A 16,525-nucleotide genomic window follows, 5' to 3' on the forward strand; every position below is an offset into this window, starting at 1 on the left:
ACGGCGAGACAGAGTGATTGGAATTTATCCAAACATAGCCTCTGCAGAGCGTTTAATCGGTTCGATATTAATTGATTTCCACGAAAATTGGGAAAATAACGCTCGGACATTCTTACAAGTGTAATGTACATGATGACCAGATGATATAACTACATTGAGACTTTTACACAAGATTATGGACTTGACAATGACCCGTCCCGTTAGGTGTTTAATTTCCCGTGTCAAGAGGCGACGAGTCCTGTTAGGTGTTTAATTTCTCCTGTCATGCGGTGACGTGTCCTGTTAGCCGTCCAATTTCCCCTGTCATGCGATGACGTGTCCCGTTAGGTGTTTAATTTCCCCTGTCATGTGATGACGAGTCCTGTTAGGTGTTTAATTTCCCGTGTCAAGAGGCGACGAGTCCTGTTAGGTGTTTAATTTCCCATGTCATGTGTTGACCTGTCCTGTTAACCGTCCAATTTCCCCTGTCACCAAATGACCAGTCCCATTAACCATCCAACAACCCATGTCAACACCCAACACCCCCATCAACATCCTTTCCTAAATTTATATTCAATGAATCCTACATTTCCTATTGCAATATTCCATATACATGGTAAAATTTTGACAGGTTAAAGGGACTTTTAAAGTAATCCAGAGAGGTTACTAAAGACTTCATTTTATAGAGGGTTTTGCGATGAGCAGGCCATCGATTTACATATGAACTTCTTTAAAGCCCTGTTATTGCAAAGGGCTATTTTATTTTGTCCAAAATGAACCTAAACAAAAAGGAGCTGTTTATATGGAAAATTCAGGAAAAGAAAAAAGAATGTTGTTGGATGTGCATGAGAAGCCATTTTTAATACCTGGTTTATTATTAAGTTTCCAACATGTGTTTGCGATGTTCGGTGCGACAATTTTAGTGCCTTTAGTATTAGGTTTACCAGTGTCGACGGCACTTTTAGCAAGTGGGGTTGGGACGCTGATTTATATGGTTGTGACTCAGTTTAAAGTACCGGTATATTTAGGTTCATCATTTGCTTATATTACAGCGATGTCATTTGCGATTGATCAAATGGGCGGAAGTATTGATGCCGCTCAAACTGGAATTATGTTAGTTGGACTTGTTTATGTTGCTGTAGCATTTATCATACATATAATCGGAAGCGGCTGGATTAATAAATTATTTCCACCAATCGTTATTGGACCAATGATTGTTGTTATCGGATTAGGTTTATCAGCAACTGCAGTTCAAAATGCTGGATTTGTTGCAGGTGGAGATTGGCGTCAAATTCTAACGGCAGTGGTGACATTTGCTGTAGCTGTATTTGTGACATTTAAAGGAAAAGGTTTTGCGAAAGTAATTCCATTCTTAATCGCAATTATTGTGGGTTATATTGTGGCGATTTTACTAGGGATTGTAGATTTAACACCAGTTCAAGAAGCAAGTTGGTTCGCGTTACCAGATATTCGCCTGCCTTTTGGAAACAGTCCAGATCGATATAACTTCTACTTTGGTGCTGAAGCATTAGCGATTATTCCAATTGCGTTTGTAACAATTGCGGAGCATATGGGAGATGTGATGGTTCTTGGGGAAATTACAGGGCATGATTATATTAAAAAACCTGGTTTAGACAGAACTTTAGCCGGAGACGGAATTGCCTCTTTATTCTCAGCCTTTATTGGAGGACCAGCCAATACAACTTACGGGGAAAATACTGGAGTTATTGGTATGACAAAAGTTGCGAGTATATCAGTCATTCGTAACGCTGCTATTATTGCAATTATCATCAGTTTCTTAGGTAAATTTACGGCTCTAATTTCGACAATTCCTCAATCAGTTTTAGGTGGAATGTCCATCCTACTTTACGGGGTTATCGCAAGTAATGGGTTAAAAGTTTTAATCAGTAATAGAACAGACTTCAACCAATCACGTAACTTAATTATCGCAAGTGCGATGTTAGTTATTGGTTTAGGTGGGGCAGTTCTTGAAGTAGGTTCAGCCTTAGTTATTTCAGGAACAGCTTTAAGTGCGGTTGTTGGAATTATCTTAAACTTAGTTTTACCTGCTGAAGAAAAATAATATCCGCCTTAAGTTGGATGCCAAAACACCAAATTATGCGATAATAAATATACGCTAATCTACAAGCCGAAACGTTCAAAGCGTTTCGGCTATTTTTTATTCATCTTAAATTAATGTCAATGTTGTATAATAGCTACAAGTTGTCGGATGCAAAGAATAATGGTATATATGGTATAATTATTGTGATTTCAACTAAGGAGGAATACATATGTTTATGGATTGGACTTACATTTTAGTCCTTATCGGAATGGGAATTGTTATGTTTGCACAAAATCGTGTGCAATCGACATTCAATAAATACGATCAATTAGATACAGAAAAAAGAATTACAGGGAAGCAAGCAGCAGAGCATATCTTGCAAACAGCAGGAATATCTAATGTAAAAGTGGAACAAGTAAGAGGGCGTTTAACTGATCATTATGACCCTAGAAATAAAGTGTTGCGCTTATCAGAAGCAACTTATGATCAAACTTCAGTAGCTGCAGTAGCCGTAGCAGCCCATGAGGTTGGACATGCGATTCAAGATCAAAAAGATTACGCATTCTTAAAAGTAAGAAGTGCGATTGCACCGGTCGTTCAAATTGGGTCATCTATCGCGATGCCTTTAATTTTAATTGGTTTATTATTTCAATTAACTGGTTTAGTTAATATAGGGATTCTTGCTTTTGGTTTAGTTGTCGTTTTCCAATTAGTCACTTTACCCGTAGAGTTTGATGCAAGTAAAAGAGCCCTAGCGATTCTAGGGGATACAGGAGTATTTGTGCAGGAAGAAGTGCCCGCAGCGAAAAAAGTGTTAGATGCAGCGGCTTTCACATATATTGCAGCCACGTTAAGTACGGCGCTCCAGTTAATACGACTCATTCTAATATCGAACCGCAGAAGATAAGAATGAATTGAAAGGGATGGTAGATTGTGAGCTTATGGAATAAAATCACACAAAGAAAAGCGAATCGAGATATCGCGAATAATTTAATGGAGAAGACTCAGCAAGAAGTGGACCGCATTGAACCCATTAATATTTTAGTTGCTGGGAAAACAGGAAGTGGTAAAAGTACTTTAATAAATGCTGTCTTCCGAGAAAAATTAGCAGAAACCGGTGTTGGACAACCGATTACTCAACACGTTGAGAAAATTACTAAAGAAGGTGTCCCACTGACTTTGTATGACACAAAAGGATTAGAGCTTAATCCAGAAGCGCAGCATGAAGTGTTACTATCACTTTCAAATTTAATTAAAAGCCAAAAAGAAAAAGGATCTCATGAGGCCATCGATATAGTTTACTACTGTATTAACAGTACAATGGCCCGGATTGAACCTTTTGAAATTGAGTTAATTGAAGCGATGGCTGAACATGTGCCTGTATTATTAATCATGACGCAGTCAATTGGTGAGAAGAATAGTGACTTTGAGAAATATTTAAACGAACTCGATTTGCCAGTTCAGTCAACTATTCCACTATTAGCGAAAACGTATTTGATTCGAGGCGAACAAAGAATTCCTGCCTATGGATTACAAGAATTAATTGATACAACACTTGAAGTGGTGCCAACAGAGGTACACAAGGCTTTTATCAACGCCCAACAAATAGATTTGAACATTAAAGTGGAACACGCTAGGCGTTGGGCAAATAAGTATGTAGCTTCAGCTTTTGGAGTTGGTTTTTCACCGATTCCGATTTCCGATGCCACGCTTCTTGTGCCGATGCAAATCACAATGTTAGCGCACATTACATCTATATTTGGTTTGTCATTGGACAAATCACAAATTGTGTCAATTATTGCAGGGATTGGTGGGACTGGTGGGGCGACTTACTTCGGTAAAATCCTCGTCTCATCAGCTTTTAAACTCATACCAGGTATCGGGACAGTTGCTGGTGGGATGATCTCTGGGACAACTGCAAGTGTGTTGACTGTAGCTTTAGCTTTCAGTTATATTGAAGTACTTCGTCAAATTGCGATCGCTGAAATTATTGGACGCGATATGAAGATTAAAGAAATTCAACAAATAATGAACAAAAATTTATCTGAACAACTTGATGTTGTTTACGAAAATCTTCCTAAAGACATTAAAGAAAAATATTTACCTGAATGGTTAAGTACATTTTTAAATCAATAGACGCTAGAGTAAAGTGATTGTTTCCAATATGTTGGACACAATCACTTTTTTTGTATAAATTCAAAAGAATCTTTGAAAAAGTTTGTGATTAAGTGTACAGTGATACTATCTTGAATAATAAAAAGGAGGGATATAAATTGATAAAAAAATATATTTACATCATCTGTGGGTTTATTACGTTTGTGATAGGTTTTATTGGGACTATCTTACCTGTATTGCCGACGACTCCCTTTTTATTATTAGCCGGTTTCTTTTTTGCACGAAGCTCCGAACGCTTTACAAACTGGTTGCAACAAACTAAAATGTATCAGTTTTACGTTTCAGATTACGTTGAAACTAAATCTATTCCACGTAAAAAGAAATACAAAATGCTTGTCAATATCGTGATTTTAATGGGCGTATCAATTTATTTCGCACCAATTATATTTGTAAAAATTATACTCGCTTTATTAATGTTGGGCATTCTGTCTGTCTTGTTCTTAGTCGTACCAGATAGAGAAGAATCATATCAGTGTAACGAAAAAAACACGAGCCACACCGGAAATTAATCCGAAGTGGATCGTGTTTTCTATTTTATTTCACGTCGTTTGAATAGACTGATCCCAATAAACATAAAGATAGCGAAATAAATCAAGGCTAACCATGGCGTGAAATCAATCCCTTGAATCATGATTGGATTATCCGGACTTAATTGGGTGAAGATGTAAGGTTCAATCATTTCGATAAAATCAAAACGCAATGCCAAAAGCTGTAAGATTAAAGGTAAGGCAACGATACCTAGTATCGTTAAATTCATCAAAGCATTACTCGTTGAGAAAAAATATATGATTTGAAAAAGTGCCAAGTACATTAACCAAATTGGTAAGTAACTTAAAACAGTCTCCATAAATAAAATCTCATAATAAATCGAAATGCCACCATTGAAAATCATAGAACCCGCAATAGCAAACCCGGTGATAGTAATAAATAAAAAGCAAACAGCTAAAAATAGACTACTCAAGTATTTAGTTAAGTAAATCTTCATTCGAGAGTGCCCTGTACTCACAGTGTTAATTAAAGTGCGGTTTCGCGTTTCGTCATGAAAAGCCGTATTGCCTAGACCGATTAATAGGAAAATTGCGGTACTTGTCATTAATGGGATAAAGGCAAAGTAAATTAAAGACTCTGCCGGAAGGACTTGAATAATTGGGCGAATGCCTTCTTCTACCCAAGTTCCGAGATAAAAAATTAACGGAATGGCTGCACCCAGTAATAAACCAACAAGTAACCAAATTTTAGGTGCAAGGCGGGTTGAAAGTTGGTATAATTCAGCTTTAAATAATCTCATCATTAGAATGCGCCTCCTCAGTTAAATTAATAAACATCTCTTCAAGATTATGGGAGTTACGCGATAAATGAGAAAGTTTCAGATTGTTCTTTACAAAGGTATCAGCAATGTCGCTGGCTTCAATATTTGGGTCAAATACATGGATCATCCCTTCAGCTGTCACTTCAAATTCAGTTGTATTTAACTCTGTTTCAAGCAGTTGGCTAGCTCGGCCAGTGTCATCTACTTTAAACTCAAAGTAACTTTGCAGACGTTGTTGTAATTCTTCTTTGGTGAACTCATCGATTTTCTTGCCATGGTTTAAGATTACAAAGCGGGTCGCCAAGTTTTCTAACTCCGAAAGAATATGTGAAGAGACTAGAATCGTTAAGTTTGTTTCTTTAGCTAATTTTTGTAATAACTTTCTCACTTGAATAATACCTGCAGGGTCGAGACCATTTGTTGGCTCATCAAATACAAGCAGTTCCGGTTCATGAATTAGAGCTAAGGCAATGGCTAAACGTTGCTTCATACCTAAAGAAAAACCTTTGAATTTCTTGTTTCCAACATCTGCTAACCCGACAAGTGTTAATAATTCATCGATGCGGTTCTTATTTTTAATGCCTCGTTGAATCCGATAGAATTCTAGATTTTGTTTGGCAGACATTTCCGGAAAGAAGGCAGGGTCTTCTATAATAGTACCTAAATACTTGCGGTTTTCTCTTAAACCTGCCGCATCTAAGGAACCAAATAATTTTAAGTCCCCATCATAAACGGGAGTCATACCGGTAATAATTCGAAATAAAGTTGTTTTTCCAGCGCCATTGGGACCAGCGACACCGACAATTTCACCTTTGCTCACATTTAAATTAAAGTGTTCTAACGCTTGTTGTTTACCGTATTGTTTAGATACATTGTTTACTTCTAATACTAGCGAATTTTTCATTTTCTTATCCTCTCATTCGCATTTGGTTTATGCGATCATTTCTCTTTAAATATACGCGAATTGAGTACGCTTTTCATAGGACTCTAGTTGTATATTGAAAAATATGTGAACTATTCAAACGGTTTTTTATCCTTTCATACATAATAACACCGTCAAACAATAAATACGAAGAGAAACACATAGAATTATACATTTTTCATATGATTAAATTGTCATGTTTAATGGTCTTGACTTTAGCAAACTTCGGGAGTAGTATAGTGAAAGCCTAAATAGTAACCATTACATTTAAGAGAGGTTGATCATTATGAAATTATTTAAGAAGTTTATTTTATTTGTTATTGCTTTCGCTTTAATTATACCTGGAGCCAACATTCATGCCCAAGACAAAAAGACGGTCATGACTACATTTTATCCAATGTATTACTTAGCGAGCCGAATAGGTGGAGACGCTATTAATGTTGAGATGCTTTTAGAAAGTGGACAAGATGCGCATTCGTATGAATCTACGGCAAAAGATGCTGTGGCAGTTCAAGAGGCGGATTTATTCATCTATCAAGATGATGAGATGGAGTTTTTTGTCAGTGATTTATTAAGGATTGTTGATCAAGCGGCAACTCAAGTGCTTGAATCAACGGAAGGCATTGACCTATTATCAGGTGATCATAATCATGAAGAAGAGGAACATGATCATGAGGAAGGTCATGAAGAGGAACACAATCACGGCGATGAACATGACCACGAAGAAGGTCACTCGCATGAGTTTGATCCACATACGTGGTTAGATCCAAACTTTTATTCTCAACAGGCAGAAAATGTCAAAAATGCCTTAATTCAACTCGATCCAGCGAATAAAGCAACTTATACTGAGAATGCCGAAAAACTATCTGAAGAATTAACAGCATTGAATGAAGCATTTGAAACTGGTTTAGCTGATTTGAAGAACAGAACAATTGTCGTTCAACATGAGGCTTTCGGATACTTAGCTCACGCTTATGATTTAGAACAATTAGCCATTAGTGGCTTAGCAAATAATGCCGAACCGAGTGCTAAAAAGTTAGCTGAAATGACCAAAGTAGTGAACGAAAGAAACGTTCAAGTTATTTATATTGACCCGACGACATCAACGACTATTTCAGAAACAGTGAGCCAAGCAACCGGTGCAGAGTTACGACCATTAAGAACATTGGAATTCATTACAGAAGAAGAAATTGAGCAAGGTGAGGATTATTTCAGTATAATGAGAGAGAACTTAGCTCAATTAACGAAATAAAACGTACAACTAGAAAGGTGTAACATTATGTCTCTATTAGAAGTGCATGACTTATCATTTTACTATGATGACGAAAAAGTGCTAGACAGTATTAACTTTACAATTGAACCCGGAGAATTTGTTATCTTAACTGGGGAAAATGGTGCAGCAAAATCAACTTTAATTAAAAATATCCTCGGTTTGTTAAACCCAGCCACTGGTCGAGTCATCTATTCAAAACTAAACCAATTTGGAGAGAAGTTATCTATAGGATATGTCCCACAAAATGTGACGTCCTTCAATGCTGGTTTCCCCAGTACCGTTCAAAAATTAGTTGAATCAGGTCGTTACCCTAAAGGACGTTGGTTCAAAAAACTCGATGCCACAGATTATGAATATGTAGACCGAGCGTTGAAATCCGTCGGGATGGATCATTTAAGAGGTCGTAAAGTTGGGGAATTATCTGGCGGTCAAAAGCAACGAATTAATTTGGCTCGTACATTTGCGGTGGATCCAGACTTTTTTGTACTCGATGAGCCAACAACTGGGATGGATGTTGCTTCAAGAAAATCTTTTTATAAATTATTACGTCATACATCTAAAGTTCATGGGAAAGCGATCCTAATGGTAACACATGCGGATAATGAACTGGATGGCTTTTTTGACCGTGAGATTCGACTTGTCAGAGAGGGGGGAACACCATGGAGTTGCTTCAGTATGACTTCATCCAACGCGCATTAGTTGCGGGTGTTGCGATTTCCTTTATTACACCGATTATTGGCTTATTATTAATTTTACGCAGACAGTCATTATTAGCCGATACTTTATCACATATTTCCTTAGCAGGAGTAGCCTTAGGGATGTTCCTTCAAGTAGATCCAACACTTTCTACTTTATTATTTGTTGTCGGTGCATCAATTATCATTGAGTACTTGAGAACAATTTACAATACCTTCTCAGAGATTTCCGTTGCAATTATGATGTCAGCTGGAATGGCGATAGCCTTAGTATTGGTAAGTTTGAACTCAAACTCAGGTAATTTCCAAATTGATCAATACTTATTTGGTTCAATCTTATTGATCTCACCAAGTGAAGTGAAAATTCTAGTTGGACTCTCAGTCACTATTGTTATTTTCTATCTAATCTTTAGAAGAACACTATATGTGATGAGTTATGATGAGGCGACTGCTTATACTAGTGGACTGCCAGTTCGATTCATTTCAATTATTTTTTCGGTATTTACAGGGGTTGCGATTAGTATTATGATGCCAATTGTTGGTGCATTACTTGTTTCAGCATTAGTCGTTATCCCATCTGCAACTGCTATTAAAATATCAGATAGCTTTGGGAAGACAATTGTTATAGGTATTATCATTAATTTAATTGGGATATTTGCTGGTATATTTGCGAGTTATGGATACGATACACCGCCAGGAGCGTCGATTACATTAGCCTTTATCGTGATTTTTGTCATTGTATCGTTGGCTGCTTACTTTGTGACTTTACGCAAACGTAAACATAATAATCCATCTTAAACTAAAGAAGTCAAACTCGTGAGAGTTTGGCTTTTTTGTGTCATTTTATATAGAGTGTGTCATTGTCACAAAGAAGTGTGCCAAAGTTCCTAGTTGCTTGCTATTGAAGCGTTACCAAAAAGTCTATATTATAATAATTGAATACAAATTAAATTAAGGAGGCGTCGTTGTGGATAATACAAAAAATAATGCAGGGCTGAAAGCAAAAGTCCAGAAACTCGGTAGTTACTTAAGTAGTATGGTTATGCCAAATATTGGAGCGTTTATTGCGTGGGGTGTTTTAACAGCCCTATTCATTCCGGATGGATATTTCCCGAATGAAGATTTTGCTGGGATAGTTGGGCCAATGTTAAGTTACTTACTTCCAATCTTAATTGGGTACACTGGAGGTAAGATGGTACATGGTGATCGCGGAGCGGTCGTAGGTGCGATTGCAACAGTAGGTGCGATTGTTGGGTCAGATGTAACGATGTTTATTGGTGCAATGGTGATGGGACCTTTAGGTGGTTGGTTAATCAAGAAATTTGATGAGAGATACCAAGATAAGATTCCATCTGGTTTTGAGATGTTAGTCAATAACTTCTCATCTGGTTTAATTGGATTTGCATTAGCATTAATTGCTTTTGTGGTTGTTGGACCAGTTGTTGCTAGTTTAACGTCAATGATTGGTGTTGGGGTAGAAGCCTTAGTTCAAGCAGGCTTACTACCATTAGCAAATATTCTTATCGAACCAGCGAAAGTTTTATTCTTAAATAATGCGTTGAACCACGGTATCTTTACACCTCTTGGTTCTGAGCAAGTAGCTGAAGCAGGAAAATCAATTCTATATCTATTAGAAACTAACCCTGGACCAGGTTTAGGGGTGTTATTAGCTTTCATGTTCCTTGGTAAAGGGTCTGCAAAAGGATCTGCACCCGGAGCAGCGATTATTCACTTCTTAGGTGGAATTCACGAGATTTACTTCCCATACGTTATGATGAAACCATTATTATTCTTAGCAGTAATTGCTGGGGGTATGACAGGAACATTCGTATTCTCTCTATTTGATGCGGGTCTTACAGGTGCAGCGTCACCTGGTTCAATTGTTGCGATAACTGCGATGACCGCTCAAGGTAGTCACTTAGGAGTGTATGCAGGTGTGTTAGCTTCAACGATTGTTTCATTCTTAATCGCAGGTGTGATTATCAAATCCGATCGTAAAGCTGGAGTCGATGATGCATTTGAAGAGCAAGTTGCAGCGACTCAAGCAGCAAAAGCATCTTCAAAAGGTCAAAGTACAGATGTAGAAGCATTATCAGATTCTGCACCTGCCTTTGAAGAGATTGACCAAATTATCTTCGCTTGTGATGCAGGAATGGGTTCAAGTGCCATGGGAGCTTCATTACTTCGTAAGAAAGTGAAATCTCAAGGAATTGATATTAAAGTAACGAATTCAGCGATTAATAACTTAAAAGATGATTCGAAAACTTTAGTCATTACTCAAGAAGAATTAACAAATCGTGCGCGCAAACAATCACCATCATCGACTCACTTATCAGTTGAGAACTTCTTAGATGGCGATCGTTACGATGAGATTTTAAATGATATGTACAAAAAATCAGATGAGCCAGTGGCAACTAGCGAACCGGTTATGGCTAGCGAGCCAGAAACAGCAGCGACTTCAGTTGGACCGATTGATTATAGTGCAGTGAAGCAAGTATTTGTTGCCTATGACGGAAAAGTTGGGGCAAGTACAATGGCAGCGTCACAATTACGTAATCAATTTACGAAAAATGGCATCAATGTTCCGGTTGAAGCAAAAGATATTAATGACTTAAGCAATGATAGTTCAAACTTAGTAATTGCGACACCAGAAGTGGGCGAAAAAGTTCGTCAGCAATATGCTAACGTGATGGTCGACACTTATGATAAACTATTAAATGAAAGTCATTACAATCAGTTAATTGAATATTTTAAATAAACACAACTAACGTTAGGAGGGGTAAAATGTTCTTAACAGATCGAGAAAGACACATAGTGTCAATTTTGCTGAACGCACCGAGTGGTGTCAAAGTAAAAGAATTGACTGACCTATTAGACGTAAGCCGTCGGACTGTGTATCGTGAACTATCGAGTCTGGAAGAAACTTTGGCCCATTCTAACGTTTCTATTATTAATCAAAGAGGCATGGGTTACCAATTAGAAGGCGATGAAGAGAAGATCCATTCACTAGGACGACAGATTGAAGAGGCCCAGCCAAGCGAAATGACGATTCAAGAACGTCAACGGGCGTTGTCATTAAGACTTTTACTAAGTGAGAGCTTAACAATGGAAACTTTAGCAGATGAGTTACGTGTGAGTCCAAGTACGGTTCAAAGCGATTTAGATGATGTTGAAGAGGAACTTGAACGCTTCGGTGTGTATATTGACCGGGTTAAATTTCAAGGGCTCACGGTCATTGCGAGCGAACGCAAACGACGCGAGATTGCGAGTCAACTCATTTATGGTAGCGTTGAGGATTATGATTTTTTCAAGTATTTAAACACTTTAAAAGAAGATTCTGAAAATCAGTTTAATGATTACTTTCTGTCTTGTTTGACGCCAGAATCTTTGCGCTTTGTAAATGAAGCTATTAATCATGATTCGAGCCAACAATTTAGTAAAGTAACTGACAATCAACTCCAACATGTGATTATCATCTTAGCTTTGACGATTGACCGAATTCAAACGGGACATCCAATTAATGAAGCCATTCCAGCCAAAGCGATTTCTCAAGATATTATTTATTTGTCGCATGAGATATTTGGTTATATTTCCTCAGAAATGGCCCTAGCCATTGATTTGGATGAACGACATTTTATTGCTCTACAGCTTGAAGGTTTAAATTATAAGACCAGTCAAAGTATCTTTTTTGAAACCTTTGATTCGCAATTAACGTATCAAGTGAAAGAGTTAATTCGTTTAGTGACTGAACATACGGGGAATGATTTCCGATATGATGATAGTCTATTTTATGACTTAGTGGCACATATTCAAGCCACTTTAAAACGACCGGTCCTACTCGATTACAAATTAGATACTCCTGTCTTGAAGCGAATCAATGAAGAATATCCAAATCTCGCTGTGGCATTAGATATGGCTTGGGAAGAAGTCTTCACAGGTCATGAACTGACGAATGATGAGAAAGCTTATGTTGTGATACATTTCGCAACGAGCTTAGAAAGGCATCCAAGCATTCAACGCGAAGTGAATGCGATTGTTGTTTCTTCAAGTGGGGTTGGTACCGGGAAAATTTTAGAAAGTAGATTAAAACGCTACTTACCTGAAATTAATTCGGTAACAGTGATTCAATTATCAAGACTCCAATTAGTCGATTTTTCTAAGTATCAATTGATTTTGTCGACAATTTATTTATCCGGGATGGACCGGGATTACCGTGTCATATCACCACTTCTAACTGATAAAGAAATCGCGGCGATTCGTCAAGATATTCATGCAAGCATTCAAGTTGACGATAATAGCAAGAGCCAGATAACACAGCATACAAATTTGTCTTTTGATCAATTGTACGATTATTTAGCGGATGCAAAATACATTTTAGATCAGCTTGATCTAACCCAAATTGAGGCGGAGGCGACGGTAGAGTTAACCTTAAAGGCAATAATTAAAGAGTTGGATTCAGACATTATTGCAGATGCAGCTAAAGTGAGCCGTAAAGTGAATGAACGTTACTTAAAAGCACCGATTGGGATTCCTAAATCAAGTGTTGCCTTGTTCCATAGTTCGAATCATTGGGTGAAGCAGCCTTACTTCAGTATTTATGAATTAGACAAATCATTTGCTCTTGTTGGGATGGATGGGCAAGAAATTCAGTTAAAACGCATGTTATTGATGATTGCTCCTGAAAAGATGACAGTTTATCAACAACAATTATTAGGTTTAATTAGTTCATCAATTATTGAAAGTGATATTAATACAGTCATTTATGAAAATGGTACTTTAGAAGAGATACGCGAGTTAATCAGTTCACTTTTTGTGAAGGAAGTTCAACATTTACACTAAAGGAGAGAGAGAAGTATGGAATTAAAAGCAAAAAACATATTATTAAATCAAACATTTTCGACGAAGGAAGAGGCAATTAAAGCGGTTGGAACTTTACTAGTTGAGGATGGAGCGGTTGAAGAAAGTTACATTGATTCAATGTTAGACCGTGAAAAAGTGGTCACTACTCACATGGGGAATTTTGTGGCCATTCCACACGGCACCGATGAAGGGAAAGAGTTTGTGAAAGAAACAAGCATTACGATTGCTCAAGTACCTCAAGGTGTGAACTTTGCCCCAGGTGAAGACGAAGAGAAGATGGCTATGATGATCTTTGGAATTGCAGGAGTAGGTAATGAGCATTTAGATGTATTATCTAAGATTGCTGTCTTCTGTTCAGATGTTGAAAACGTCGTGCGTTTAGCAAATGCAGATTCAGCTGAAGAGATTATCGCGATGTTTGAGGAGGAAGTAGAATAATGAAAGCAGTACATTTTGGAGCAGGAAATATCGGACGCGGATTTATTGGAGAGATTTTATCTAAAAATGGTTTCCATATTGATTTCGTAGATATTAACGAGACGATTATTGATGCCTTAAAAGAACGTAAAGAGTATGACATTGGCTATGCAGCTAAAGATGGCGAAACAATTCATATCGATAATGTTAATGGTTTAAACAATGGGAAAGAACCTGAAGCGGTTGTTGAAGCAATCAAATCAGCAAACATTGTGACAACGGCCATTGGACCTAATGTTCTCCCTTACATTGCCGAATTAATCGCTCAAGGAATTCAAGCGCGTCAAGAAGCAGATGTTAAAGAAGCGATTGATGTGATTGCTTGTGAGAATATGATTGGTGGATCAGACTTTTTACGTGAGAAAGTTGAAGGGTTCTTAACAGAAGATAACTTATCTTATGTGGAACAATATGTTGGCTTCCCGAATGCAGCGGTAGATCGTATTGTGCCGAATCAACAACATGAAGATCCACTATTCGTATCGGTCGAGCCATTTAGCGAATGGGTGATTGACTCAACAAAAGCGAAAGCAAAAGATATCCGCCTAGAAGGTGTGTTATATGTTGATGATTTAGAGCCTTTTATTGAACGTAAATTATTCTCAGTGAATACAGGACATGCAACGGTTGCTTATGCTGGAGCTTTCTATGGTTACAAAACAATTGATGAAGCCATCAGTGATGAGCGAATCTTGAACCTTCTACAAAATGTACTCAAAGAAACTGGCGCATTATTAATTAACAAATGGGATTTTGATGCAACTGAGCACGAAGCTTATGCAAATAAAATTGTAAACCGCTTTGAAAATACATATATATCAGATGATGTTACTCGAGTGGCGAGAACACCAATTCGTAAATTAGGACCCAATGAACGCTTTATTCGTCCAATTCGCGAAGCTAAAGAACGTGATTTAGAGTATCAAAATCTAATGGAAGTTGTCGGAATGATCTTCCACTATGATAATCCAGAAGATAAAGAGAGCGAACATTTACAAGCGATGTTAAAAGAACAATCAGTTGAGCAAGTTGCGCGTACAATAACGGAACTTGAAGATGAAGTTCTATTAAACCGTATTGTAGCAGCTGTTGCGAATGTAGAAAAATAGATAAATACGAAAAGATCACCGTGACTCAGTCCGGTGATCTTTTTTGTGCTGTTATTGTAAATGGGTGAACTTGAGCCAAATGGGATAACGGTTTGTCTTGAGTAGCGCCAACTCCGGCCAAATGGGATAACGGTTTGTCATGAGTAGCGCCAACTCCGGCCAAATGAATTAGCGATTTGGCTCAAGTTTCGCTAAAAAAATATCGGTTAAGAAATCTTACAAGTGTCGTTTACTTAACCGATAATGATAGCCAGGAATCATAAAATGACTAATTCCATAACCTAAGAGTGCAATAGTCGCCAAGTACCGTGTCCAATGTGTTTCGGAAAGTGAGCCAGATATTAACATTAACAAGATGATCGCAAGAAAACTAAAGGAACTAAAAGATGAGGCAGTGATTGTGACAATGTCACCATCTAAGATTGGGAGCTTATTACTACGTAAACCCCCGAATTGAGATACTTGTAACTGGACTTTTGGCGTTGAGATGTCAATGTTTATTGAGCTATTATCTGCTAATTTGCCAACGACAACTCCATTAATTTTAATGTTTAATTTTGCACCCATATTGAATAACCAACCCGTTCGGCGAGTGATTTTAATTGCCATTTACTTTACCTACCTTTTGTACGTTAATCACGTGAAGTTTAATATTGACTATATTTTAACATAGTATAAGTTGGCTCCCTAAGAGAAAGAAAAATACACGAACAAAGGAAATAATTAAACACGAACAAAATTAAAGCATATATATTTATTGTCTGTGTTTTGGTAATATATGCTTAAGAGGTGACTTTCATTATGACTGATAAAAACTATAAACCAAAACGCAATCAACGTATGTTGTATATTTCCCACTATTTAGTAGATAGACCAGGACAGTTAATTAACTTGTCTTATTTTGTTGAGTTTTTGAATGCCGCTAAATCTTCAATTAGTGAAGATATTGATTTTGTTCGAGAAGTCTTTGAAATTAATGGACTCGGAGAAGTAAAGACGTTTCCGGGTGCAGCGGGTGGAATTATCTTCTATCCAAAAGTTCCTTTTATAGAACAGAAAGAGTTGTTGAATACTTTAATTGAGAAATTTACGCATGGAAAGCGAATTTTACAAGGTAATTACATTCATATGAGTGATATTTTGCAAGATTCATACATGTTAAGTAAAGTAGGCAGATTGATTGCTTCTCATTATATCCATAATGATATTGATGTAGTCATGACTGTAGAGTCAAAAGGAATTGGTCTAGCAACGATTGTTGCACGCTATTTAAACGTTCCTTATGTAATCGCGAGACGTGATTCAACAGATGGTATCGGACCAACCATCTCTGTTAATTATGTATCTGGGTCACACCAAACAGTTAAGAAAATGGAATTAGAAAAAAATAGTTTACAAAAGAATCAACGTGTCTTAATCGTAGATGACTTCCTTCGTAATGGTGGAACGGCGCAAGGGATGATTTCACTACTTGAAGAATTTGATTCGACGGCGGTCGGAGTTTGTGTCCTTGGTGAGAATCGTTCACACGAAACGAACCAATTAACTTTACCAATCGATTCACTCATTAGTGTTCAATTAGTTTATAACGATGAAGAGAGAGGTTATGAACTGGATGTTCAACCAGGAAGTTTATTTAATCAATTAACAGAGTAAACGTTTTT

At 37.3% G+C, this 16,525-nt stretch carries 16 protein-coding genes; 13 read left to right on the plus strand and 3 right to left on the minus strand.

Annotated elements, in window-relative coordinates; genetic code table 11:
* The first annotated feature begins 13 nt into the window (after window positions 1-13).
* The 5 genes from ACEN4N_RS04430 to ACEN4N_RS04450 all read left to right on the plus strand — a co-directional run bounded on the left by ACEN4N_RS04430 (window position 14) and on the right by ACEN4N_RS04450 (window position 4,725).
* Entirely contained in the window at window positions 14-124 is a 111-nt protein-coding gene (locus tag ACEN4N_RS04430; RefSeq protein WP_407093776.1) for a hypothetical protein, read from the plus strand.
* A gap of 657 nt (window positions 125-781) precedes the next feature.
* Entirely contained in the window at window positions 782-2,062 is a 1,281-nt protein-coding gene (locus tag ACEN4N_RS04435) for a uracil-xanthine permease family protein (RefSeq protein WP_138404279.1), read from the plus strand.
* Between the two features lie 208 nt (window positions 2,063-2,270).
* The gene (locus ACEN4N_RS04440; protein ID WP_138404278.1) at window positions 2,271-2,948 is read left to right on the plus strand and encodes a zinc metallopeptidase; all 678 of its coding nucleotides are present in this window, start codon (window positions 2,271-2,273) and stop codon (window positions 2,946-2,948) included.
* A gap of 26 nt (window positions 2,949-2,974) precedes the next feature.
* Window positions 2,975-4,177: a YcjF family protein gene (locus ACEN4N_RS04445; protein ID WP_407093759.1), complete on the plus strand. Its 1,203-nt coding sequence runs from the start codon at window positions 2,975-2,977 to the stop codon at window positions 4,175-4,177.
* A 140-nt stretch (window positions 4,178-4,317) separates the two neighbouring features.
* Window positions 4,318-4,725, plus strand: a complete 408-nt coding sequence (locus ACEN4N_RS04450) for a YbaN family protein (RefSeq protein ID WP_407089480.1) — start codon at window positions 4,318-4,320, stop codon at window positions 4,723-4,725.
* Between the two features lie 20 nt (window positions 4,726-4,745).
* Here the strand turns inward: ACEN4N_RS04450 and ACEN4N_RS04455 are convergent, their stop codons facing one another.
* Both ACEN4N_RS04455 and ACEN4N_RS04460 read right to left on the minus strand, forming a co-directional pair.
* Window positions 4,746-5,507 carry a hypothetical protein gene (locus ACEN4N_RS04455; protein WP_407089422.1) on the minus strand — a complete coding sequence of 254 codons (762 nt, stop codon included), beginning with the start codon at window positions 5,505-5,507 and terminating at the stop codon, window positions 4,746-4,748.
* Complete coding sequence (locus ACEN4N_RS04460; protein WP_407089423.1) at window positions 5,491-6,429, minus strand: ABC transporter ATP-binding protein; 939 nt, start codon at window positions 6,427-6,429, stop codon at window positions 5,491-5,493. Before ACEN4N_RS04460 ends, ACEN4N_RS04455 begins: the two co-directional genes overlap by 17 nt.
* Before the next feature lie 304 nt (window positions 6,430-6,733).
* On the opposite strand from ACEN4N_RS04460, the gene ACEN4N_RS04465 reads away from it, so the two are divergent.
* From ACEN4N_RS04465 to ACEN4N_RS04495, 7 genes are all read left to right on the plus strand, one after another.
* Entirely contained in the window at window positions 6,734-7,699 is a 966-nt protein-coding gene (locus ACEN4N_RS04465; protein WP_407089424.1) for a metal ABC transporter solute-binding protein, Zn/Mn family, read from the plus strand.
* Between the two features lie 27 nt (window positions 7,700-7,726).
* Window positions 7,727-8,419, plus strand: a complete 693-nt coding sequence (locus ACEN4N_RS04470; RefSeq protein WP_407093760.1) for a metal ABC transporter ATP-binding protein — start codon at window positions 7,727-7,729, stop codon at window positions 8,417-8,419.
* Window positions 8,380-9,213 (plus strand): metal ABC transporter permease, encoded by an 834-nt coding sequence (locus ACEN4N_RS04475; RefSeq protein WP_407093761.1) that lies wholly within the window; start codon window positions 8,380-8,382, stop codon window positions 9,211-9,213. Before ACEN4N_RS04470 ends, ACEN4N_RS04475 begins: the two co-directional genes overlap by 40 nt.
* Window positions 9,214-9,382: 169 nt before the next feature.
* A complete protein-coding gene (locus ACEN4N_RS04480) occupies window positions 9,383-11,173 on the plus strand; it encodes a PTS mannitol transporter subunit IICBA (RefSeq protein ID WP_407093762.1) in 1,791 nt (596 codons plus the stop codon).
* A gap of 26 nt (window positions 11,174-11,199) precedes the next feature.
* Window positions 11,200-13,254 carry a BglG family transcription antiterminator gene (locus tag ACEN4N_RS04485; RefSeq protein WP_407093763.1) on the plus strand — a complete coding sequence of 685 codons (2,055 nt, stop codon included), beginning with the start codon at window positions 11,200-11,202 and terminating at the stop codon, window positions 13,252-13,254.
* A gap of 15 nt (window positions 13,255-13,269) precedes the next feature.
* On the plus strand, window positions 13,270-13,713 hold the full coding sequence (locus tag ACEN4N_RS04490; protein ID WP_407089429.1) for a PTS sugar transporter subunit IIA: 444 nt from the start codon (window positions 13,270-13,272) through the stop codon (window positions 13,711-13,713).
* Entirely contained in the window at window positions 13,713-14,861 is a 1,149-nt protein-coding gene (locus ACEN4N_RS04495) for a mannitol-1-phosphate 5-dehydrogenase (protein WP_407093764.1), read from the plus strand. The genes ACEN4N_RS04490 and ACEN4N_RS04495 overlap by 1 nt, the downstream gene beginning before the upstream one ends.
* 216 nt (window positions 14,862-15,077) lie before the next feature.
* Here the strand turns inward: ACEN4N_RS04495 and ACEN4N_RS04500 are convergent, their stop codons facing one another.
* Complete coding sequence (locus ACEN4N_RS04500; RefSeq protein ID WP_407089431.1) at window positions 15,078-15,470, minus strand: hypothetical protein; 393 nt, start codon at window positions 15,468-15,470, stop codon at window positions 15,078-15,080.
* 192 nt (window positions 15,471-15,662) lie between these two features.
* On the opposite strand from ACEN4N_RS04500, the gene purR reads away from it, so the two are divergent.
* Window positions 15,663-16,517 carry a pur operon repressor gene (gene purR, locus ACEN4N_RS04505; protein ID WP_407093765.1) on the plus strand — a complete coding sequence of 285 codons (855 nt, stop codon included), beginning with the start codon at window positions 15,663-15,665 and terminating at the stop codon, window positions 16,515-16,517.
* Window positions 16,518-16,525: the final 8 nt, after the last annotated feature.

Source organism: Ruoffia sp. FAM 20857 (genome assembly GCF_045528645.1).
Taxonomy (GTDB): domain Bacteria; phylum Bacillota; class Bacilli; order Lactobacillales; family Aerococcaceae; genus Ruoffia; species Ruoffia halotolerans.